The following is a 21593-nucleotide window of genomic DNA, read 5'->3' as shown; positions in this document are numbered from 1 at the left end:
GGTTTGCATGATCGACGCCGCGTCAGTACGCTGCGCGGCTTTTCCCGTTTCGGAGTCGACCGACCATGGAGCATGCCGGACTCACCCTGGCGGCCGTTGGCCTGCTGGCGCTGGGCTCACAGTGGCTAGCCTGGCGCCTCAAGGTCCCCGCCATCCTGACGCTGTTGATCGCCGGCATTGCCGCAGGCCCGGTGACTGGCCTGCTCGACCCCGACGCCCTGTTCGGCGAGCTGCTGTTCCCGCTGGTGTCGCTGGCGGTGGCGGTGATCCTGTTCGAGGGTAGCCTCACCCTGAACTTTCGCGAGCTGGGAGGGCATGGCCGCACGGTGCGTCGCCTGGTCACCTGGGGAGCCCTGATCACCGCCCTGTGCGGAGCGCTGGCCGCCCGCTGGCTGCTGGGCCTTAGCTGGGAGATGGCGAGCCTGCTGGGGGCGCTGCTGGTGGTCACCGGCCCGACGGTGATCCTGCCGCTGTTGCAGACCCTGCGGGCCCGCGAGCACCTGACCCAGATCCTGCGCTGGGAGGGCATCCTGATCGACCCGGTGGGCGCCATCGGCGCGGTACTGGTCTATGAATTCGTCGCCCTGGGCTCCGGCACCCAGGCACTGCCGCATACCCTGATGCTGTTCGCCCAGACCGCGTTGATCGGCTTCGGCTTTGGCGTCGCCGGCGGCTATCTATGGGGCCAGGTACTGCGCCAGCACCTGCTGCCGCAACGGCTGCACAGCTTCGGCACCCTGATGACCATGCTCGGTCTGTTCACCCTGTCCAACACCCTGTTTCACGAGTCCGGCCTGTTGACGGTGACGGTAATGGGCGCCTGGCTCGCCAATATGCGTGGCGTGCCCACCCGACCGATCATCGAGTTCAAGGAGACCCTGTCGATCCTTCTGATCTCGGGTCTGTTCATCCTGCTGGCGGCACGTCTGACGGTCGAGCAACTGGCACTGCTGGGCTGGCCGGCCTGGGCCTTTCTGGCGGTGCTGTTGCTGCTGGTGCGTCCGCTGGCGGTGTGGCTGTGCACCCTGGGCAGCGGCCTGGACTGGCGCGAGAAGAGTCTGCTGGCGTTCATCTCGCCCCGCGGCATCGTCGCCGCCGCGGTGGCCTCGCTGTTCGCGCTGCGGCTGGAAGAGATCGGTGTGCCCGGCGCCGACCGCCTGGTGCCGGTGACCTTTCTGGTGATCATCGCCACAGTCGTATCCCAGAGTCTGCTGGCTCGTCCGCTGGGCGACTGGCTGAAGGTGCGCCGTCCCTCGGCCCACGGCGTGCTGATCATCGGCGCCAACCCGGTGGCCCGGCAGATGGCCCACTGTCTGCGCCAGGCCCGACTCGGCGTGCTGCTGACCGACTCGAGCTGGGACGCGGTGCAGGCCGCCCGCGCCGAGGGGCTCTCGGCCTACTACGGTGACCCGCTGTCCGAACACGCCGCCCAGCACATGGAACTGAGCGGTATCGGCTACCTGATGCCACTGTCGCCCTACCGAGAGCTCAATGATCTGGCCGCGCTGCACTTCGAGCATCTGCTGGGCCAGGGCCAGGTATTCCGCCTGGCGGTCAACCTGGGGCGCCAGGCGCGGCGCCAGCACGCCACCGCCATCGAGCATGTTCCCTACCTGTTCGGCCGCGAGATGACCTTTGCCCAGCTCTCGAGCCTGGTGGAGCGTGGGGCTCGCTTCGAGGTCGAAAGGCTCGACGAAGCACCCCGCTCACGGGCGCTGCTGCGCGCGAGCGGCGACAAGCGTGCAAGTGGAGAAAGGGGAGAAAGACGCCCAGGTCACGTCCATAGCACAGACACCCGGCAAGCGCCTCTCCAGGCCAAGGACGTCGCCAGCGCGAGACGTCAGGGGGCTTTCCCCGGCGACACCGACTCGGCGCCGCTGATCTGTGTCGGCACTTCAGGGCGGCCGCGCATCGCCACAGCCGACGCGCCGCTGACACCACGCAAGGGCGATCATGTGATCCGCCTGGTCATGCCAGACCGGCAAAGTAGTCGGAAATAAAAACACCTCGGGCCGGTCAATGACCGGCCCGAGGTGTCTTCAGGCGAGCACAGGACTTAGAAGAACAGTCGCCGCAGGGCCTCGCCCGGATCTTCTTCGCGCATGAAGGCCTCGCCCACCAGGAAGCCGTGGACGTCGTTCTCGCGCATGCGCAGCACATCATCGCGGCTGTGGATGCCGGACTCGGTGATCACCGTGACCTCGGGCGGAATCCGCGGCAGCAGTTCCAGGGTGGTCTCGAGTCGGGTATTGAAGGTATGCAGGTCGCGGTTGTTGATCCCGACCAGATCCAGATCGAGCGCCAGCGCCCGCTCCAGCTCCTGGGCGTCGTGGACCTCGACCAGCACGTCCATGCCAAGCTCGCCAGCCTGCTGGTGCAGGTCGCGCATCTGGGCGTCCTCCAGGGCGGCGACGATCAGCAGGATGCAGTCGGCGCCGATGGCCCGCGCCTCGCTGACCTGGTAGCCGTGGCCGATGAAGTCCTTGCGGATCACCGGCAGGCTGCACGCCTCGCGGGCGGCAATCAGGTAGTCCTCATGGCCCTGGAAGAAGTCGGCGTCGGTCAGCACCGAGAGGCAGGCCGCCCCACCCCGGGCGTACTGAGCGGCGATCTCGGCCGGGCGAAAGTCCTCACGGATCAGCCCCTTCGAGGGTGACGCCTTCTTGACCTCAGCGATCACCGCGGCGTCGCCGTCACGGATCCGCTCGGCCAGCGAGATGACGAAACCGCGCGGTGCATCCTGCTCTCGGGCACGCGCGAGCAGCGCCTGCTCGCTGACCTGGCGGCGTCGGCTGGCGACCTCCTCGTCCTTGCGCTCGAGGATTCGCTCGAGGATCGTCGGGGTGGCATTGGCCATGTTGTGATTCTCCTTGCGGCCCGTCGGGCTCTTTTCAGAAAGGTCCTACTGAGCGAACACCCGGGTAAAGTGGGCCAGTTCCTTCATCTTTTCCAGCGCCAGCCTGGTTCCCTGGGCGTCCTGGGCCATCAGCACGCCTTCCTTGAGGGAATCGGCCACGTCGGCGGCGTAGAGGGCGGCCCCGGCGTTGAGGGCGACGATATCCGCCGCAGGCCCCTCGCCGGAAAGCGCCTTCTCGACCAGGCGCAGGCTGTCTTCGGCGGTCTTGACCTTGAGCGGAGCGAGCGACTGACGCTCGATACCGACATCCTCGGGGGTCAGGGTATAGCGGTGGATCTCGCCATCCTTGAGTTCGGCGATGCGGGTCGGCGCCGCCAGCGAGATTTCGTCCAGGCCGTCTTCGGCGTGGGCCACCAGCACATGCCGACTGCCGAGCTGACGCAGCACTTCCACCATCAACTCCAGCAGGTCGGCGTGGTAGACGCCGAGCAGCTGATTGGGCGCACTGGCAGGGTTGGTCAACGGCCCCAGAATATTGAACAGGGTGCGCACGCCCATCTCGCGGCGCGGACCGATGGCGTGACGCATGGCCGGGTGGTGGTTGGGCGCGAACATGAAGCCGACGCCGACCTCCTCGATGCAGCGGCCCACCTGTTCGGCGTCCAGATCCAGGCCGATGCCGGCCACCTGGAACAGATCGGCGCTGCCCGAGGACGACGACACCCCTCGGTTGCCGTGCTTGGCCACATGGGCGCCGGCGGCGGCGGCGACAAAGCTCGAGGCGGTGGATACGTTAAACAGGTTGGCGCCGTCCCCACCGGTGCCGACGATATCCACGACGTTGTCGCAGGACAGCATTACTGGCGTCATCAGGTCGCGCATCACCTGGGCGCAGCCACTGATTTCCTCGGCGGTCTCGCCCTTCATCGCCATCCCCATCAGAAAGGCGGCGACCTGGGCGTCACTGGCCTCGCCGGTCATGATGGTGCGCATCACCGCATAGGCCTGCTCTCGGCCCAGGTTCTCCCGGCGCATCACCGCCGCGATGGCATTGGTCATCTGCATGCAAGTCTCCTGATGGTAGTCAGTGGCGCTCGAGGAAGTTGGCCAGCATCTCGTGTCCCTGTCGCGACAGGATCGATTCCGGGTGGAACTGCACCCCTTCGATGGGCAGCTCCTTGTGGCGCAGGCCCATGATCAGGCCGGGGGTGACGTCGTCGTCATCGGTCCAGGCGGTGATCTCGAGGCACTCCGGCAGACTCTCGCGCTCCACCACCAGCGAATGGTAGCGGGTCACCGAGAGCGGATCATCGAGGCCCTTGAACACACCCTGTCCGGCATGGCGAATGTCGGAGGTCTTGCCGTGCATGACCTGGGGCGCGCGGACCACCTTGCCGCCGAACACCTGGCCGATGGCCTGATGGCCGAGGCACACACCGAGCAGCGGCAGCTTGCCGGCGAAGTGGCGAATCAGCTCCAGCGAGATGCCGGCCTCGTTGGGCGTGCAGGGCCCCGGCGACACCACGATGTGGCTGGGCGCCATGGCCTCGATCTCGCCGAGGCTGATGGTGTCGTTGCGTCGGGTCACCACCTCGGCGCCCAGTTCGCCTAGGTACTGGACGATGTTGTAGGTGAAGCTGTCGTAGTTATCGAGCATCAAGATCATGGTGGCTCCAGGATTCAATATTGGGCTTCACCCAGCGAGACGACCCACACACAAAAATGCCGCCTCGCGGGCGGCACTTTCGCTGTCCTGACCGTCGTTGTCCAGACCGTGGTCCGCGACACCCCGGCGCTCAGGGTTCCTCCGCCCGCTTCAGTCGAAGGGGCGCCACCACTGCTGGCGATCACGGGACGGTGCGGAGGTCATATTCATCATGGGCTTATAGTGTGTGTCGTGGTCATGGCTGTCAAGCGGATGTCAGGCCGAACTCAGCGCAGTCCCTGCTCGGCCATGGCCACGGCACGAAACAGCGCACGCCCCTTGTTCAGGGTCTCGTCCCACTCGGACTGGGGCACCGAGTCCGCCACCACGCCGGCGCCACACTGGACGTGCAGCTGACCGTCCTTGATCACCGCGGTGCGGATGGCGATGGCGGTGTCCATGTTGCCATGCCAGGACAGGTAGCCGACGGCCCCGGAGTAGACGCCGCGCTTGACCGGTTCGACCTCGTCGATGATCTCCATCGCGCGGATCTTGGGCGCTCCGGACAGGGTGCCCGCCGGGAAGGTGGCGCGCAGCACGTCCATGGCGCTGTAGCCCGGCTTCAGCTTGCCGGTGACGTTGGAGACGATGTGCATGACGTGGGAGTAGCGCTCGATGGCCATCTGATCGGTCACCTCGACGCTGCCTGTTTCGGAGATGCGGCCGACGTCGTTGCGGCCCAGGTCGATCAGCATCAGGTGCTCGGCGACTTCCTTGGGGTCGGCCAGCAGGTCCTCCTCCAGCGCCCTGTCCTCGGCCTCGGTCTTGCCGCGCACCCGGGTGCCGGCGATCGGACGCACCGTCACCATGCCATCCTCCAGGCGGGTCAGGATCTCCGGCGAGGCGCCCACCACATGGTGGTCGTCAAGGTTGAAGAAGAACATGTAGGGCGACGGATTGAGGCTGCGAAGAGCCCGATACAGGTCCAGCGGCTCGGCCTGGAACTCGATCGACATGCGCTGGGACGGCACGCACTGCATCACGTCGCCGGCCAGCACGTACTCCTTGATCCTTTCCACCGCCGATTTGAAGCCCTCTTCGGTGAAGCCGGAGGTGAAGTGCCCCTCCTCCACCGCCGGGCGCGCGTCACCGGGCACCCGCGAGGCCACCGACAGCGGGCTGCGCAGGGCGTCTTCCAGGGCGCTCAGCCGGGCCTGGGCGGCGCTGAAGGCCGAGGGCGTGGAAGGATCGGCGTGGGTCCACAGGGTCAGACGCCCATAAAGGTTGTCGAACACCACCAGCTCATCGCACACCATCAACAGGATGTCCGGCACCCCGATGGGGTCGTCCTTCTCCACACCGGCCAGGCGCGGCTCGATATAGCGGATGGTGTCGTAGCCGAAGTAGCCCACCAGTCCGCCGTCGAAGATCGGCTGGTTGTCGAGCACCGGCACCTTGAAGCGACGCTGAAACTCCTCGATCCAGGCCAGCGGATCTTCCACTTCGGTGGCGCCGGTCACGTCACCATCGACAATATGCTGAACCTGATAGCCCCGCACCTCGATGCGTTCGCGACAGGGCAGACCGATGATCGAGTAACGCCCCCACTTCTCGCCGCCGGTCACCGACTCGAGCAGAAAGGTCCAGGGCTGATCGGCCAGTTTCAGATAGGTGGACAGCGGCGTGTCCAGGTCGGCCATCATCTCGCGGGTGATGGGAATACGGTTGTAGCCGGCCTGGGCCAGCTCGTCGAAACGCTCGGGGGTCATCATGCCCAGATCCTCAATTCAAGAGACGAAAGTGACAACGACAAGAACGGAGTAACGGTCACCATCGCCAACCGCAGGACGTCGTAGGCAGCGACGCAGACAGATGCGGACAGGACATCGAGGAGAAGCAAGGCTGGGCCATGGGCAGTCCACCAGCGAAACGAATGAATGAAGCCAACGAGTGACAGACCGCTACCGCGAGACCCGTGCGCCGCGCTCGCGGATTCCACACGACGGGATTCCCTGTGACGGGCGCCTGGCAAGGCCTGCAATAGCGAGGATTTATCGGCATGACGCTAACGATAGTGTCATGCCAAAAAACCCTAAACGAGTTGTTCCAGCGATTCAACCACCAGATCCGGCTCGCTCAGACTGATCGGCTCGCCGTGATTGTAGCCGTAAGGCACCGCCACGGTACGGAAACCTGCGGCCTTGCCCGCCGCGACATCGTGACGGGAGTCGCCCACCATAAGACAGTACGACGGACAGACGTCGAACTGCTGGGACAGGTGTCGCAGCGGCATGGGGTCAGGCTTGCGACGAGGCAGGGTGTCGCCACCGAGGCAGGCGGAAAAGAAGCCATCGATACCCAGGTGCTCGAGGATCGGGTGGATGAAGGCCTCGGGCTTGTTGGTGACCAGACACAGGATCAGACCCCGCCCGAACAGCCGCTTCAAGGTCTCCGTCACCCCCGGATAGAGCCTCGTCCTGTCGCAGGGACGGCGATGGTAGTGCTCGAGGAAGCGCTCGTGGGCGGTCTTCAACAGCACCTCGCTGGGGGCCTCGCCCAGTGCATCGGTCAGGGCACGTTCCAGCAGCACCCAGGCACCATTGCCGACCCAGTCGCGCACCCTGGCTTCGCCTGCCGGCGCCAGTTCGACGTCGATCAAGGCGGCATCCACCGCCGCTGCCAGGTCCGGGACCGAATCGATCAGGGTGCCATCCAGATCGAAGGCCACCAACAGCACCCCCTCCAGGGCGTCACCCATAGGCCGTCTCCTCGACTATGCCGAAATTGGAATATCTATGCGCGGCGCACATTCTGGCGCAAGCGCCGTGGTCAGCCAAGCACTTATCTGTCTATGATGGCGCTCCACCTTTTTTCTGGAGCTCATCATGAGCAAACCCACCATCGTGGTTGTCGGCGGCGGCGCCGGCGGCCTTGAGCTGGTCACGCGCCTGGGACGACGGCTCGGCAAGAAGGACAAGGCCGACATCGTACTGGTCGATCGCAATTCGACCCACATCTGGAAACCGCTGTTGCATGAGGTGGCCACCGGCGTCCTCGACTCGGGCCTCGACGAGATTTCCTATCAGGCCCACTCGGCGGCCAACGGCTACCGCTTCCAGCGCGGCACCCTGTGCGATCTGGATCGCGAGTCCCGCCAACTGACCCTGGCCCCCATCGTCGATGACGAGGGCAACGAGATCCTGCCGGCGCGGCGTCTCGACTACGATCACCTGGTACTGGCGGTCGGCAGCGTCAGCAACGACTTCGGCACGAAAGGCGTGGCGGACCACTGCCACTTCCTCGACAGCCCTGCCCAGGCCGAAGGCTTTCGCCAGGCACTGCTCAATACCTTCATGCGCTACAGCACCCGGCTCGAGGATCAGGATCCCTGCATTACCGTGGGCATCATCGGCGCCGGGGCCACCGGCGTCGAACTGGCCGCCGAGTTGCACGACGCCTCGCGCATGCTCAAGAGCTACGGCTTTACCGCGCTGGGCCGCGAGCACCTGCGGGTCCACCTGATCGAGGCCGCACCCAAGGTGCTGCCGGCGCTGCCGGACCGCATCAGCGGCGCGGTGCACAAGGAACTCGAGAACCTGGGGGTCAAGGTCCATGTGGACACTCGGGTGACCATGGTCGACGAGCGCGCCATCCACACCACCGACGACGACGCCATCGAGATCGACCTGGGGGTGTGGGCCGCCGGCATCAAGGCTCCGGCCTTCCTGGCAGAACTGGGGCTGGAGGTGGAGCGCAACAACAGGGTCAAGGTGGCCGCCACCATGCAGAGCATCGATGACCCGCGCATCTTCGCCTTCGGCGACTGCGCTAGCTGCCCCCAGGAAGACGGCACGGTGGTGCCACCCAGGGCCCAGGCCGCCCACCAGCAGGCCGGCGTGCTCTACCGCAACCTGTGTGCCGTGGTCGACGGCAAGCCGCTCAAGGAATTTGTCTTCCGCGACCGAGGCTCGCTGATTTCGCTGGCCCACTTCGACGCCATCGGCAGCCTGATGCGCGCCGCCTCGGCCCGTAGCCTGTTCATCGAGGGTAACCTGGCGCGCTTCTTCTACGCCTCGCTCTACCGCATGCACCAGCGCGCCATCCACGGCACGGTCAAGACCGCGATGATGGTGGTGGTCGATGGGCTTAACCGCTTCCTCAAGCCCAGGCTAAAGCTGCACTAGGGCTCGTCTGAAAACACACCCCTGAAAGACTTCGCACTGTGCGTTTACAGCAAGAGAGGCTGCCCCAAGGCAGCCTCTCTTGCTTGTCGTCATCGACAGCACCACATCCTGCTCAGGCGTTGGCCTGGGGCTCGTCCTTGGCGTGGTGATAGAGATGCACGTCGCGCTGGGGAAAGGGAATGCTGATGCCTTCGCGATCGAAGCGACGCTTGATCTCCTCGGTCATCTCCCAGTAGACGTCCCAGTAGTCGGATGCCTGCACCCAGGGCCGCACGATCCAGGTGATGGAGGAGTCGCCCATGGCATTCATGCGGATATTCGGCGCCGGTTCGCTGAGCACGCGAGGGTCGTCGGCGACCACGCTCTCCAGCACCCGACGCACGGTATCGATGTCGTCGTCATAGCCGACCCCCACCGTCAGATCGACCCGACGAGTGGCGTGGGCAGAATAGTTGACCACGGCACCGCTCATCATCTGGCCGTTGGGCACGATGATCTTGCGATTGTCCGGAGTGCTCAGCTCGGTGCTGATGATCTGCACATCCTCGACGGTGCCGCTGACCCCACCGGCCTCCACGTAGTCGCCGATCCGGTAGGGGCGGAAGATGATGACCATGACCCCGGCGGCGAAGTTGGCAAGCGACCCCTGCAGGGCCAGACCCACCGCCAGACCGGCGGCACCGATCACCGCGATCAACGAGGCGGTCTGGATACCGATCCGGCTGATGGCGGCCAGGATCACGAAGGTCAGCAGCAAGGCATACAGGATGTTGCCGAGGAACTTGACCAGCAGGGGTTCGACGTCGGCACGCTGCATGCCCTTGACCACCACCCGGTGTACCGCCTTGGCCACCCAGCGCCCGATGATGAAGATCGCCGCCGCGGCGACCAGATTGATCAGAAACTGCAGCCCGGTGGTCGAGGCAAACTCGATCAGGGCCTCCACGTCCAGCTTTTGCAGGAACTCCATCTACCTCTCCTTGTATGTCGTTTTCGTTATCGAAGTACGATCCTGCTCAACCACCGCCCTCGCTTCGTCAGTGCTGATGCGCGCCGCCAGCCACTGGCGCTTGCGACGCACCGACATGCGCTTGACGGCGATTTCCAGCCGGCTGGCGTCACCTCGCGTGCCGACCGGCTCCTGATGGCGAAGCGTCAGCGGGCCCTTGCCACGCAGCGCCTTGGCACCCTTGCCGCTGCGGTGTTGCTCGACACGCCTGGCGACATCGGTGGTAATGCCGGTATAAAGCGCCCCGGCCGCCGTCTCGACGATATACAGGTACCACGTCGTCGTTGCCGCCGCCGGCAGCTCGGGTACTGGCTCGCCTGAGACAGGCTCATCTGAGACAGGCTCGACTAAGCCCGGCTCATCCAAGCCCGGCTCGCCTAAGCCCGGCTTGCCTGAGCCAGCATAGTCCGAATCGCCAATCACCGCGTAGAGGCCAGGCGCGAGCGAAAGTCGGCGATGATGCTGTCGTAGCCGTGGGGGTCCTCGTCGCGACGCGCGCCGAACACCGCGGAGCCCGCGACGAAGGTGTCCGCCCCGGCGCGCGCGATCTCGGCGATATTGTCTACCTTCACGCCACCATCCACCTGCAGACGAATGTCCCGTCCGCTGGCGTCGATGCGCGCACGCGCCTGGCGCAGCTTGTCGAGCGTCGCCGGGATGAACGACTGACCGCCGAAGCCCGGATTGACGCTCATCAGCAGCACCATGTCGACCTTGTCCATCACGTAGTCCAGGTAGGACAGTGGCGTCGCCGGGTTGAACACCAGTCCCGCCTTGCAGCCGCCGTCACGAATCAGCTGCAGCGAGCGATCGATATGTTCGGAGGCCTCGGGGTGGAAGGTGATGTAGCTGGCACCGGCATCGATGAAGTCACCGATCAGTCGATCCACGGGCTTGACCATCAGGTGGGCATCGATGGGCGCGGTGACGCCATGCTTGCGCAGCGCCTCACAGACCATCGGCCCGATGGTCAGGTTAGGCACGTAGTGATTGTCCATCACGTCGAAGTGGACGATATCGGCACCCGATGCCAGCACGTTGTCGACCTCTTCTCCCAGGCGGGCGAAGTCAGCGGACAGGATCGAAGGCGCGATCAGGAAGTCGTTCATGGAGTCATCCGAGGAGAGAGTCATGGTGGAGGCCACAAGGGCTCGACGAAAAGCGGCATTCTAGCAGTTGGTCCCGCCCGCATCAGCGATCTTCCTCCACGTCTTCTGCCGATTCGTCCGGTTGCAGTCGTCTATAGTATGCGCCTTGCGACATCTTATATTCCAAACAGTTTTAACAAACAGGATTGTAATTCCTTAAAATTAGCCTTAGCCTTCGTTGCGATCCGCCGATTTCCCCGGCCCACCCCCGACGTCAAGGAACCCCGACATGAAGCTGCCCCCGATCCTGCGCCGTACCGCCCTGTCCCTGTCCCTGGCCGCCGGCCTCGGCGGTGCCATGGCCTCGCCGGTAATGGCCGAGGACAAGGAGCTGCTCAACTCGTCCTATGACATCGCCCGCGAGCTGTTCGCCGCCATCAACCCGGCGTTTCAGCAGCACTGGCAGGCAGAGAATGACGGTGAGCTGACCATCAAGCAGTCCCACGGCGGCTCTTCCGCCCAGGCCCGCGCCATCCTGCAGGGCCTGAAGGCCGACGTGGTGACCTACAACCAGGTCACAGACGTCCAGGTACTGGCCGATGCCGGCCTGGTCGCGGAAGACTGGCAGAGCCAGTTGCCCAACAATGCCTCGCCCTACTACTCCACCACCGCCTTCCTGGTGCGCAAGGGCAACCCCCAGGGCATCGAGAGCTGGGAAGACCTGGCCGCCGAGGGCGTCGAACTGGTGTTCCCCAACCCCAAGACGTCCGGTAACGGCCGCTATACCTACCTGGCCGCCTGGGGTGCCGCCGAGCGCAACTTCGACGGCGACGAGGACCAGGTGCGCGAGTTCATGAGCGACTTCCTCGGCAATGTGAAGGTGTTTGACACCGGCGGCCGCGGCGCCACCACCAGCTTCATCGAACGTGGCATCGGCGACGTGCTGATCAGCTTCGAGTCCGAGGTCAACAATATCCGTGACGAGTACGGCAGCGACGAATACGACGTCATCGTGCCGCCGGTCAGCATCCTCGCCGAGTTCCCGGTGGCGGTGGTCGAGGAGAACGCCGAGCGCAACGGCAACCTCGAGCTCGCCCGTGCCTACCTCGACTACCTCTACACCGAGGAGGCCCAGCGCCAGCTGGCAGGCTTCAACTACCGCGTCCACAACGAAGCGGTGAAGGAAGAGTTCGCCGATAGCTTCCCCGAGACCGAGCTGTTCGAGGTTCAGGACGTGTTCGGTGGCTGGGACAGCGCCATGGACACCCACTTCAAGAGCGGCGGCGAGCTGGACCAGCTGCAGCGTCGCTGATCGTCAAGGCAAGCGACCTATCCCATGCACAAGGCCATCTCCCTGCCCTTTGCCCGATCCGCCCGGCGCCGCGTGCTGCCGGGCTTCGGCCTGTCTCTGGGCATCAGCCTCACCTTCGTCTCGCTGGTACTGCTGCTGCCGCTGACCGGCCTGGTCGGCCAGCTCAAGGGGCTGTCGCTGTCCGAGTACTGGTTCATCATCAGTGAACCCCGCGTGGTGGCAAGCTACGTCACCACCATCGGTGGCGCCCTGGTGGCGGCGCTGGTCAACGCCGTGTTCGGGCTGTTGATGGCCTGGGTGCTGGTGCGCTACGACTTCCTCGGCAAGCGCCTGCTCGATGCCCTGATGGACCTGCCCTTCGCGCTGCCCACGGCGGTCGCCGGCATCACCCTGGCAACGCTCTACTCGTCCAAGGGCTGGATGGGACAGCTGCTGGAGCCGTTGGGCTGGCAGGTGTCCTACACCTGGGTCGGCATCGCCCTGGCCATGGCCTTCACCAGCATCCCCTTCGTCGTGCGCACGGTGCAGCCGGTGCTCGAGGACCTGCCCGCGGAAATCGACGAAGCCGCCATGAGTCTGGGCGCCCGCGACGGCGTGGCCTTTCGTCGGGTCATCCTGCCCCACCTGTGGCCGGCCCTGGTCACCGGCACCGGGCTCGCCTTCGTGCGCTCCCTGGGCGAATTCGGTGCGGTGATCTTCATCGCCGGCAACATGCCCTACGAGACCGAGATCACCTCGCTGATGATCTTCGTCAAGCTGCAGGAGTACGACTACGTGGGGGCCTCGGCCATCGCCTCGGTGGTGCTGGCGACCTCGCTGGCGCTGCTGCTGGCGATCAACCTGTGGCAGGGACGCTTTATTCGCCGACTGCACGGAGGACGCGGCTGATGCAACGAATCGGTGACGCCCCCTGGCTCAGGCGCAGCCTGATCGCGCTGGCGGTAACGCTCTCGGCACTGTTTCTGCTGCTGCCGCTGCTGGCCATCTTCGCCCAGGCCCTGGCCGAGGGTGTCGGGCCCTTCATCGCCAATGTCACGGATCACTTCACCCTGGCGGCGATCGGCCTGACCCTGTTCATCACCCTGCTGACGATCCCGGTCAACCTGGTCTTCGGAGTCATGCTGGCCTGGCTGGTGACCCGCTTCGCCTTCCCCGGACGGCGCCTGCTGCAGACACTGATCGACATCCCCTTCGCCATCTCGCCGGTGGTGGCGGGCCTGGTTTACCTGCTGCTCTACGGCCGCAACGGCTGGATCGGCGGCTGGCTGGATGCCCACGACATCCAGCTGATGTTCGCCTGGCCCGGCATCTTGATGGTGACCATCTTCGTCACCTGCCCCTTCGTCGCCAGGGAGCTGATCCCGCTGATGCAGGCCCAGGGCTCCCGCGAGGAAGAAGCGGCGGTAACCCTCGGCGCACGCGGCTTTACGCTGTTTCGCCGGGTGACCCTGCCCAATATCCGCTGGGCCCTGCTCTACGGCGTGATCCTGACCAACGCCCGGGCGGTGGGTGAATTCGGCGCGGTCTCGGTGGTCTCCGGGGCCATCCGCGGCGAGACCAACACCCTGCCGCTGCACGTGGAGCTTCTGTATCAGGACTACAACACCGTCGGCGCCTTCGCCAGCGCCGCCCTGCTGGCGCTGATCGCCCTGCTTACCCTGGCCGCCAAGGCCACGCTCGAATGGCGCGCGACGCGCCGGGAGGCCCTGACATGAGCATTCGTCTCGACCATATCCAGAAGCACTTCGGACGCTCCCAGGCGCTGTCTCCCATCGACCTGGACATCAACAGCGGCGAGCTGATCGGCCTGCTGGGCCCGTCCGGTTCCGGCAAGACCACCCTGTTGCGGATCATCGCCGGGCTCGAGACACCGGACGACCACCCCGACTGCCGCATTCTGTTCGGCGAACGCGACGTGACCCATGTCCACGTACGTGACCGGCGTATCGGCTTCGTGTTCCAGCACTACGCGCTGTTCCGCCATATGAGCGTGTTCGACAATGTCGCCTTCGGCCTGACTGTGCTGCCCCGCCGCGAGCGTCCGTCCAGCGGTGAGATCCGCTCCCGGGTCATGCAGCTACTGGAGATGGTGCAGCTGTCTCACCTGGCCGAACGCTTCCCGGCGCAGCTCTCCGGCGGGCAGCAGCAGCGTGTCTCGCTGGCACGCGCCCTGGCCCTCAAGCCAGAGGTGCTGCTGCTCGATGAACCCTTCGGGGCGCTCGATGCCAAGGTCCGCCAGGAGCTGCGTCGCTGGCTCAGGCACCTGCACGACGAGCTGGGCTTCACCAGCGTGTTCGTGACCCACGACCAGGAGGAAGCGCTGGAGCTGTCTGACCGTGTGGTGGTGATGAGCAACGGCCGTATCGAGCAGATCGACACCCCGGAGACGCTGTACCGTCAACCGCGCAATCGCTTCGTGTTCGAATTCCTCGGCGACGTCAATCATCTGGAAGGCGAGGTTCGCGACGGCGTGCTGACCTGCGGTGAGGCGCGCCTGACACTGGACCTGGACGACGGCCCTCAGGAAATCCTGCTGCGCCCCCACGAGGTACAGGTGGCCGCCGCCCCCAGTGCCGACGCTCACCTGCCCGCGGTGGTCACCGCGGTGGTCCCGGTGGGCGCCGAAGTGCGCATCGAGCTGAACGCCGACTGGATGGACGAGCCCTGGATGGCGACCCTGAGCCATGGCGACGCCGAACGCCTGGCACTTGGCCGTGGCTCCCGGGTCTACGCCCTGCCCCGCCGCTGGCACCACTATCCAGACAGTCGGCCCGATAGCCAGCAACCGGACGTGTCGGGTGATAGATCCGCCAAGAGTGGTGCCAAGCGCCGAGAATCCGGCGCAACTGTCTAAGCGCCGAGAATCCGGCGCCACCGTCTAAGCGCCGCCAAGGGTGGCGCCACTGTCCAAGCGCCGCTAATCCGGCGCAGACGCCCGCCTGGCGGGCCTTGTCCGCTTCGATCAGCCCAGGAACTTTTGCTGCACGCCCCCCTCTGATAGACGTACTATCGCCCGTCCAGGCAAAGCCTCGTCCGACGAGTGCGCACTACGGTGCGATTTCTACCGATAACACGACAAGGAGTTCCCCTATGCTTCGTCGCCTTCTGTTGGGCGCCGCTGGAGTGACCGCGCTGCTCGCGCTCAGCGCCTGCTCGAGCCCCCACCATCTGCAGCCCGACCCCAAGCGCAGCGTGGCCGTGCCGGCCTCCGGCTCTGGCCAGGCGGTCACCGTCATCGCCGCCGATGACCGCCCCTCGGACGTGCTCGGTACCCGCAGCGGCAGCGCAAGCTCCACCGCCACCATCAGCGTCAGCCCCCACGAGATCGTGCCGAGGCTTCAGGCCGAGGTGGAGCGGGCAGTGCGCGAGATGGGCTTCAGCCCCACCGCCGAACCGGCTCCGGGCCGCCCCAGCCTGACGCTGACGCTGAAGAAGCTGAGCTATGAACGCGGCCAGAGTCAGCCGCTGGTGGACGAGGCCAGACTGGAAAGCGTCATCGAGGCCGAAGCCAGCAATGACGGCCAGACCTACACCGGCACCTACACCTCGCGCCGCGTGCAGAGTTATGCGGTGAAGCCGGACAAGGCAACCAATCAGCGCATGGTCACCGACCTGCTCACCGACGGTCTGAACCGGGCCTTCGCCGACCCGGAGCTGGGCCAATTGCTGGCCCGCTGACGCTCGCCCGCCCCGCGGGGCGGGCCAGGCAGGCACACGACAGCGCGCCGCCCCTTGTGGGTGGCGCACTTTGGTTGGATGCACTCAATCACTCGTCGGTGGTGGGACCACGCCGTACCAGCGCCCAGACCGACTCACGAAAGCCATTGGCTTCGGGCTCGCCGTCTTCCAGGTGGGTGACGATGAAGTTGGGGTCGAACAACCGCCTCACCTCGGCGCCGTCCACATGGAACGGCGGACCTTCGTCGCCGCTCCGACTCAGACTGACCAGCAGCCCCCGCGCGCCAGGCGGTATCAGCTGGGCCAGGTGAAAGGCGTAGCGCTGGCGGGTGGCCTCGGGCAAGGCGATCAGGGCGGCGCGATCATAGAAGGCGCCGATCTCCGAGGCCTGGGCGATATGGAAGTGAAAGAAGTCACCGCACCATAGCTCGATACTGCCCTGACGCAGAATCGCGAAACCGTCCTGCTGGTAGCGCGACACCTCCCCTCGGCCATCTTCCACAAACTGTTCGAGCGCGCGCTCCGACAGCTCGATGCCGAGCACCGGATGTTGATGCTCGGCCAGCCAGCGCATGTCCAGACTCTTGCCGCACAGCGGCACCAGTACCTTGGTCCCGGGAACCGCCCCGAGCATCGGCCAGTGGCGGATCAGTGCAGGATGAACGCTATCGCGATGAAAGCCGATGCGCCCCTCTTCCCAGCGTTTCAACCAGTGTTCGTGCATCGAATTCTCTGTCCCGGGTGCTAGAACCAGCGGTCGCGCTTGCGCCGACGCCGCGGCAGGTGCGGCACGATCAGGCCGACGATCAGGCCCGCCCCGGCGACGCCCCCGCCGTACATGAAGTAGCGCATCAGCAGGTCTTCCTTGCGGGTCTCCAGGCGAGCCTCGAGGTCCTTGTTGGTCTCGCTGATATCGCTGAAGGCGCTCTCCAGCTCATGATTGCGTGCTTCCAGTTCGGCGATGCGGCTCTCGCGCACCTCGAGGGTCTCGGTCATGGTCCGAGTGCGCTCTTCCCAGCTTTCGTTGATGCCGTCGAGCTCCTCGGTGAGTTCTTCCACCCTTGCCTCGAGCTTGGGCAGCTGGTCGCTGGCGCTGGGGGTCTGTTGCAGTTCGCTGCTGGGGACCCAGACCACGTCTCCGCTGTCGCTTCGGACCTGGGAATAGTCGCCGGAGGTGTCCAGCAGGGTCACCGGCTGGCCGGCGGTCAAGGTGCCGACGATGCGGTAGCCGTCGGTGGGACCACTACGCACATAGGTGGTGAGTTCGTCCGACACCCACCGTGAGGTGCCGTCGTCCTGAGCCATCGCCGGCAGGGCGGCGCCGGTCAGGGCGAGGCCCAGGGTCACTGTCTTGAGAAATTGCGTTTTCATGCCGTCTTTCCTGGCTAATCTGGGCTCGGTTGCGACTCGAGTGACGCTGCGCCGGCTTCCTGCCAAGCCGCAACGTGCGATGAGACCAAGGAGGGTGACAAACGTTCCACAGCTCCTGTGGACAAGTGTCGGGAAAACCGCTGGACATCGCTGTCCTGCGGGCGAGACACCTGGGGTTGGCACAAAATGGTCATAAAATAGCCAGCCCGCGTTCCCATCCGCCCGCAAGACTATCACATTGGCTCACCGGGATACCCCGGCCGGTGGACCAAGATCCACCGGGATCTCCGCGCGCCCTGCCCTGGTCCCTGGCCGGTACTTCGGCAAACTGGCCCCACCCGGGCCGGGTGCGTATAATGCGCCACCATGCGCCACGGTCGTTCGACCGCCAGTCTCGCGCCCATTCACCACCACTCACGTGACCAGGCACCCCTGGTGCCCATCGGGCCGGGAGCCCGACATATTGCTATGACGAAGAAACTCTTCATCAAGACCCACGGCTGCCAGATGAACGAGTACGACTCTGCCCGCATGGCGGATCTGCTCGGCGACTCCCATCAGATGGAACTGACCGACAACGAACAGGACGCGGACGTGATCCTGCTCAACACCTGTTCGATTCGGGAAAAGGCCCAGGAGAAGGTTTTCCACCAGCTCGGTCGCTGGAAGAAGCTCAAGCAGTCCAACCCCGATCTGGTGATCGGCGTCGGTGGCTGCGTGGCCAGTCAGGAAGGCGAGGCCATTCGCAAGCGCGCCCCCCACGTCGACATGGTGTTCGGTCCCCAGACCCTGCACCGGGTGCCGAGCATGCTCGACGCCAGCCGTGACAACCAGATCTCGGTGGTGGACGTCACCTTCCCCGAGATCGAGAAGTTCGATCACCTGCCCAAGCCCAGCTCCGACGGCGCCAGCGCCTTCGTCTCGGTGATGGAAGGCTGCTCCAAGTACTGCACCTTCTGCGTGGTGCCCTACACCCGTGGCGAGGAGGTCTCGCGGCCGTTCGAGGCGGTCATGGACGAGGTTTTCCACCTGGCCGACCAGGGCGTTCGCGAGATCAACCTGCTGGGCCAGAACGTCAACGCCTACCGCGGGCTCAACGACGACGGCGACGAAATCGATCTGGCCGAACTGATCGCCTGCGTGGCGGCGGTCGACGGCATCGACCGTATCCGCTTCACCACCTCGCACCCGGTGGAATTCAGTGACAGCCTGATCGAGGCCTACGCCGAGATTCCGGAGCTGGTCAGCCACCTTCACCTGCCGGTGCAGGCCGGTTCCGACCGCATCCTGGCGGCGATGAAGCGCGGTCACACGGTCGAAGAGTACGTCGACAAGATGGAGCGCATCCGCGCCCTGCGCCCGGACATCAGCTTCTCCTCGGACTTCATCATCGGCTTCCCGGGCGAGACCGAGGAGGACTTCGAGGCGACCATGGACCTGATCCATCGCATCGGCTTCGACGTGTCCTTCAGTTTCGTCTACTCCGCTCGCCCGGGCACGCCGGCGGCGGCGCTTGACGACGAGACCCCGGAGGAGATCAAGAAGCAGCGCCTGGCGATCCTGCAGGAGCGCATCAACCAGCAGGCGATGCAGATCAGTCGGCGCATGGTGGGCACTACCCAGCGTGTGCTGGTCAGCGGCTTCTCGCCCCGCGACCCGGGCCAGCTGTCCGGACGCACCGAGAACAACCGGGTGGTCAACTTCCGCGCGGCCAACCCCACCGAGCTGATCGGCTACTTCGTCGACGTCGAGATCACCGAGGCCCTGCCCAACTCGCTGCGTGGCGAACTGGCTTCCGGCGAGCGCTACTGAGGCTCGCCCTGCTCCGGGACGGGCGGCTTGGCCGTTTCACCATGACGATCGCCAACGCACAGGACCCGGAGCATTGCCCTGGCCCACGCCGGGGCAGTAAGCTGAACCTTCAAAGCCACCCAAACACGGATTCTTCACGCCTTGAGCCAGCCATCGACCCAGGCCAACCGCATCATCACGCTCAACCTCGAACCCAACGAGCCCCGCCGTCTTGCCAACCTGTGTGGCCAGCGCGACGAGCATCTGAAACTGATCGAAAGCCGGCTCGGCGTCACCCTGCGCAACCGCGGCAACATGTTCCAGCTGGCCGGCCCCGGCGCTCGCGTCAAGGCGGCCGCGAACCTGGTGGAACACCTCTATCGTGAGGCCGAGGCCACCGAGCTGACCCCGGACACCGTGCACCTGTTCCTGCAGGAAGCCGGCATCGAGGCCCTCGACGAGGACGCCGAAGAAGACGCCGGCGAGGGCGAGGTGCTGATTCGTACTCCGCGCACCCTGATCAAGCCGCGCGGCCTCAATCAGCAGGGCTACGTCACCAGCATCCGCAACCACGACATCAACTTCGGCATCGGCCCCGCCGGCACCGGCAAGACCTACCTGGCGGTGGCGGCTGCGGTGGAAGCGCTCAACCAGCAGCAGGTGCGACGCATCCTGCTGGTGCGCCCGGCGGTGGAAGCCGGCGAGAAGCTCGGTTTTCTGCCCGGTGACCTTGCCCAGAAGATCGATCCCTACCTGCGCCCACTGTATGACGCCCTGTACGAGATGATCGGCTTCGAGCAAGTCGCCAAGCTGATCGAGCGCCAGGTGATCGAGATCGCGCCGCTGGCCTACATGCGCGGGCGCACCCTGAACAATGCCTTCATCATTCTCGACGAGAGCCAGAACACCACTCGCGAGCAGATGAAGATGTTCCTGACCCGCATCGGCTTCGGCTCCACCGCGGTGATCACCGGCGACGTGACCCAGGTCGACCTGCCCAAGGGCCAGAGCTCCGGCCTGATCCAGGTGCTCGATGTGCTCAAGGACACCGCCGGTATCGGGGTGACCCACTTCGCCGCCAAGGACGTGGTTCGCCACCCGCTGGTGCAGCGTATCATCGAGGCCTACGACCTGTTCGAGGCCAACCAGGAAGCCGAGGAGCGCGCTCGCCGCGAGGCGCGTGCCGAAGAGCGTCGGCTGGAGCGTGCCGAGCGTCTACAGTCCATGAACGGTGACGGAGACGCCCACCGATGAGCGCCTGCGTGGACCGTCAGGTGGCCAGCGAGGCCAGCGACCTGCCAGAGGTCGATGACCTCGAGCGCTGGGTCGACGCCGTGCTGGCCCACTTCCCCGAACGGGCGGAGTCGGAACTCACGATTCGCCTGGTCGACGCCGACGAGAGCCAGACCCTCAACCGTGACTACCGTGGCAAGGATGCCCCGACCAATGTCCTGTCATTCCCCTTCGAGGCCCCGCCAGGCCTCGAGCTTCCGCTGCTTGGCGATCTGGTGATCTGCCATCCGGTGGTCGTGCGCGAAGCACGCGAGCAGGACAAGTCGCTGATCGATCACTACGCTCATATGGTCGTGCACGGCACCTTGCATTTGCTGGGCCATGACCATATCGAGGATGAGGAGGCCGACCTCATGGAAGGCCTCGAGCGCAGTATCCTTGCCGGCCTGGGCATTGACGACCCTTACGCCCCGCCGGCCCCATCTCCGGATCCCGGTAGCGAGGACGAGAGAGCCGACGCATGAGCGAAGACCGATCGAGTAGCCAGGCCCCCAACAAATCCTGGTTCGACAAACTCTTCAGTGCCCTGTCCAGCGACAGTGACGAACCCAGTTCGCGAGAAGAGTTGCGCGAATTCCTGCGCCAGGCGGGCAGCCGCCTGAAGCTTGAGCAGGATGCCATGACCATCATCGAAGGCGCCCTGAACATCAGCGACCAGCAGGTCAGGGAGGTGCTTATCCCGCGCTCCCAGGTCACCGCCCTGGAGCTCGATCAGCCGCTGGAGGACTACCTGCCGATCATTCTCGAGACCGGTCACTCACGCTACCCGGTGATCGGCGAGAACCTCGACGAGGTTAAGGGCATCCTGCTGGTAAAGGACCTGCTGCCGTTGCTGCAGGGGTCCAGCGACGACCGCCCCTTCCAGCTTGAAGAAGTCCTGCGCCCTGCCATGTTCGTACCCGAGTCGAAGCGCCTCAACAGCCTGTTGAAGGAGTTCCGCGACACCCACAGCCATATGGCGGTGGTGGTGGACGAGTACGGCGGCACCGCCGGGATCGTCACCATCGAGGACATCCTCGAGGAGATCGTCGGCGACATCGAAGACGAGCACGATACCGACGAGGAAGAGGACATCCGCCAGCTGGGCGATGACCGCTACGCGGTGCGTGCCCTGACCCCCATCGAGGACTTCAACGAGCGCTTCGGCACGCGCTTCTCCGACGACGAGTTCGATACCCTGGGAGGACTGGTGATGCAGCGTTTCGGCCACCTGCCGGCGCGCGGCGAACATACTCTGATCGGGGGCTGGCGCTTCACCGTGCTCAACGCCGACAATCGGCGTATCCGGCTGCTCGAGGTCGAACCCGAAAGCCGTACCGACGACTGAACCCGTGCGTCCCCGCCCGGGGACGCCTTGCCTTTCTC

21 protein-coding genes are annotated in these 21593 nt (G+C 65.3%); 11 read left to right on the top strand and 10 right to left on the bottom strand.

Annotated features, from left to right (window positions below; translation table 11 throughout):
* The first annotated feature begins 65 nt into the window (after nt 1-65).
* Nucleotides 66-2000 carry a cation:proton antiporter gene (locus NFH98_RS05245; RefSeq protein WP_349622312.1) on the top strand — a complete coding sequence of 645 codons (1935 nt, stop codon included), beginning with the start codon at nt 66-68 and terminating at the stop codon, nt 1998-2000.
* Between the two features lie 56 nt (nt 2001-2056).
* Here NFH98_RS05245 and trpC read toward each other — a convergent pair whose 3' ends face one another.
* The 5 genes from trpC to NFH98_RS05220 form a co-directional block, all read right to left on the bottom strand.
* Nucleotides 2057-2857: an indole-3-glycerol phosphate synthase TrpC gene (gene trpC / locus NFH98_RS05240; protein WP_349622311.1), complete on the bottom strand. Its 801-nt coding sequence runs from the start codon at nt 2855-2857 to the stop codon at nt 2057-2059.
* 45 nt (nt 2858-2902) lie between these two features.
* Nucleotides 2903-3922 carry an anthranilate phosphoribosyltransferase gene (trpD, locus tag NFH98_RS05235; protein WP_349622310.1) on the bottom strand — a complete coding sequence of 340 codons (1020 nt, stop codon included), beginning with the start codon at nt 3920-3922 and terminating at the stop codon, nt 2903-2905.
* A 19-nt stretch (nt 3923-3941) separates the two neighbouring features.
* Nucleotides 3942-4523: an anthranilate synthase component II gene (locus tag NFH98_RS05230; protein ID WP_349622309.1), complete on the bottom strand. Its 582-nt coding sequence runs from the start codon at nt 4521-4523 to the stop codon at nt 3942-3944.
* 266 nt (nt 4524-4789) lie between these two features.
* Nucleotides 4790-6271 (bottom strand): anthranilate synthase component I, encoded by a 1482-nt coding sequence (trpE, locus tag NFH98_RS05225; RefSeq protein ID WP_349623104.1) that lies wholly within the window; start codon nt 6269-6271, stop codon nt 4790-4792.
* A gap of 323 nt (nt 6272-6594) precedes the next feature.
* Nucleotides 6595-7260, bottom strand: a complete 666-nt coding sequence (locus NFH98_RS05220) for a phosphoglycolate phosphatase (protein WP_108131492.1) — start codon at nt 7258-7260, stop codon at nt 6595-6597.
* Nucleotides 7261-7387: 127 nt separating this feature from the next.
* On the opposite strand from NFH98_RS05220, the gene NFH98_RS05215 reads away from it, so the two are divergent.
* Nucleotides 7388-8686, top strand: a complete 1299-nt coding sequence (locus NFH98_RS05215) for an NAD(P)/FAD-dependent oxidoreductase (protein WP_108131491.1) — start codon at nt 7388-7390, stop codon at nt 8684-8686.
* A gap of 112 nt (nt 8687-8798) precedes the next feature.
* Here the strand turns inward: NFH98_RS05215 and NFH98_RS05210 are convergent, their stop codons facing one another.
* The 3 genes from NFH98_RS05210 to rpe are packed head-to-tail and all read right to left on the bottom strand — an operon-like array spanning nt 8799 to nt 10804.
* Nucleotides 8799-9656, bottom strand: a complete 858-nt coding sequence (locus NFH98_RS05210; RefSeq protein WP_045991780.1) for a mechanosensitive ion channel family protein — start codon at nt 9654-9656, stop codon at nt 8799-8801.
* The gene (locus tag NFH98_RS05205; protein WP_231498480.1) at nt 9657-10061 is read right to left on the bottom strand and encodes a GIY-YIG nuclease family protein; all 405 of its coding nucleotides are present in this window, start codon (nt 10059-10061) and stop codon (nt 9657-9659) included.
* 53 nt (nt 10062-10114) lie between these two features.
* On the bottom strand, nt 10115-10804 hold the full coding sequence (rpe, locus tag NFH98_RS05200; protein WP_083970258.1) for a ribulose-phosphate 3-epimerase: 690 nt from the start codon (nt 10802-10804) through the stop codon (nt 10115-10117).
* 337 nt (nt 10805-11141) lie between these two features.
* Between rpe and cysP the strand changes: the two genes are divergently transcribed.
* From cysP to NFH98_RS05175, 5 genes are all read left to right on the top strand, one after another.
* Nucleotides 11142-12095: a thiosulfate ABC transporter substrate-binding protein CysP gene (gene cysP, locus NFH98_RS05195; protein WP_239452512.1), complete on the top strand. Its 954-nt coding sequence runs from the start codon at nt 11142-11144 to the stop codon at nt 12093-12095.
* Nucleotides 12096-12119: 24 nt separating this feature from the next.
* A complete protein-coding gene (gene cysT / locus NFH98_RS05190; RefSeq protein WP_349622308.1) occupies nt 12120-12983 on the top strand; it encodes a sulfate ABC transporter permease subunit CysT in 864 nt (287 codons plus the stop codon).
* Nucleotides 12983-13810 carry a sulfate ABC transporter permease subunit CysW gene (cysW, locus tag NFH98_RS05185; protein WP_108449783.1) on the top strand — a complete coding sequence of 276 codons (828 nt, stop codon included), beginning with the start codon at nt 12983-12985 and terminating at the stop codon, nt 13808-13810. The genes cysT and cysW overlap by 1 nt, the downstream gene beginning before the upstream one ends.
* A complete protein-coding gene (locus tag NFH98_RS05180; protein WP_349622307.1) occupies nt 13807-14949 on the top strand; it encodes a sulfate/molybdate ABC transporter ATP-binding protein in 1143 nt (380 codons plus the stop codon). The genes cysW and NFH98_RS05180 overlap by 4 nt, the downstream gene beginning before the upstream one ends.
* Nucleotides 14950-15185: 236 nt before the next feature.
* Nucleotides 15186-15773 (top strand): YajG family lipoprotein, encoded by a 588-nt coding sequence (locus tag NFH98_RS05175; protein ID WP_045991784.1) that lies wholly within the window; start codon nt 15186-15188, stop codon nt 15771-15773.
* 88 nt (nt 15774-15861) lie between these two features.
* On the opposite strand, the gene NFH98_RS05170 is transcribed toward NFH98_RS05175, so the two are convergent.
* Both NFH98_RS05170 and NFH98_RS05165 read right to left on the bottom strand, forming a co-directional pair.
* The gene (locus NFH98_RS05170; protein WP_108131486.1) at nt 15862-16497 is read right to left on the bottom strand and encodes a class I SAM-dependent methyltransferase; all 636 of its coding nucleotides are present in this window, start codon (nt 16495-16497) and stop codon (nt 15862-15864) included.
* A gap of 20 nt (nt 16498-16517) precedes the next feature.
* Nucleotides 16518-17144, bottom strand: coding sequence for a TIGR04211 family SH3 domain-containing protein (locus NFH98_RS05165; protein WP_108131485.1), 627 nt, complete (start codon nt 17142-17144; stop codon nt 16518-16520).
* 468 nt (nt 17145-17612) lie between these two features.
* On the opposite strand from NFH98_RS05165, the gene miaB reads away from it, so the two are divergent.
* The 4 genes from miaB (at nt 17613) to NFH98_RS05145 (ending at nt 21555) form a co-directional block, all read left to right on the top strand.
* Nucleotides 17613-18956 carry a tRNA (N6-isopentenyl adenosine(37)-C2)-methylthiotransferase MiaB gene (gene miaB, locus NFH98_RS05160; RefSeq protein WP_045991787.1) on the top strand — a complete coding sequence of 448 codons (1344 nt, stop codon included), beginning with the start codon at nt 17613-17615 and terminating at the stop codon, nt 18954-18956.
* A gap of 141 nt (nt 18957-19097) precedes the next feature.
* Nucleotides 19098-20189, top strand: a complete 1092-nt coding sequence (locus NFH98_RS05155) for a PhoH family protein (protein WP_045991788.1) — start codon at nt 19098-19100, stop codon at nt 20187-20189.
* Nucleotides 20186-20692, top strand: a complete 507-nt coding sequence (ybeY, locus tag NFH98_RS05150) for an rRNA maturation RNase YbeY (RefSeq protein WP_222515513.1) — start codon at nt 20186-20188, stop codon at nt 20690-20692. Before NFH98_RS05155 ends, ybeY begins: the two co-directional genes overlap by 4 nt.
* On the top strand, nt 20689-21555 hold the full coding sequence (locus NFH98_RS05145) for a CorC family transporter (protein WP_045991790.1): 867 nt from the start codon (nt 20689-20691) through the stop codon (nt 21553-21555). Before ybeY ends, NFH98_RS05145 begins: the two co-directional genes overlap by 4 nt.
* Nucleotides 21556-21593 lie beyond the last annotated feature (38 nt).

Source organism: Halomonas sp. H33-56, from assembly GCF_040147035.1.
Taxonomy (GTDB): domain Bacteria; phylum Pseudomonadota; class Gammaproteobacteria; order Pseudomonadales; family Halomonadaceae; genus Halomonas; species Halomonas litopenaei.
Note: the sequence above shows the minus strand (reverse complement) of the source record. Positions and strands in the feature narration are given on the sequence as shown.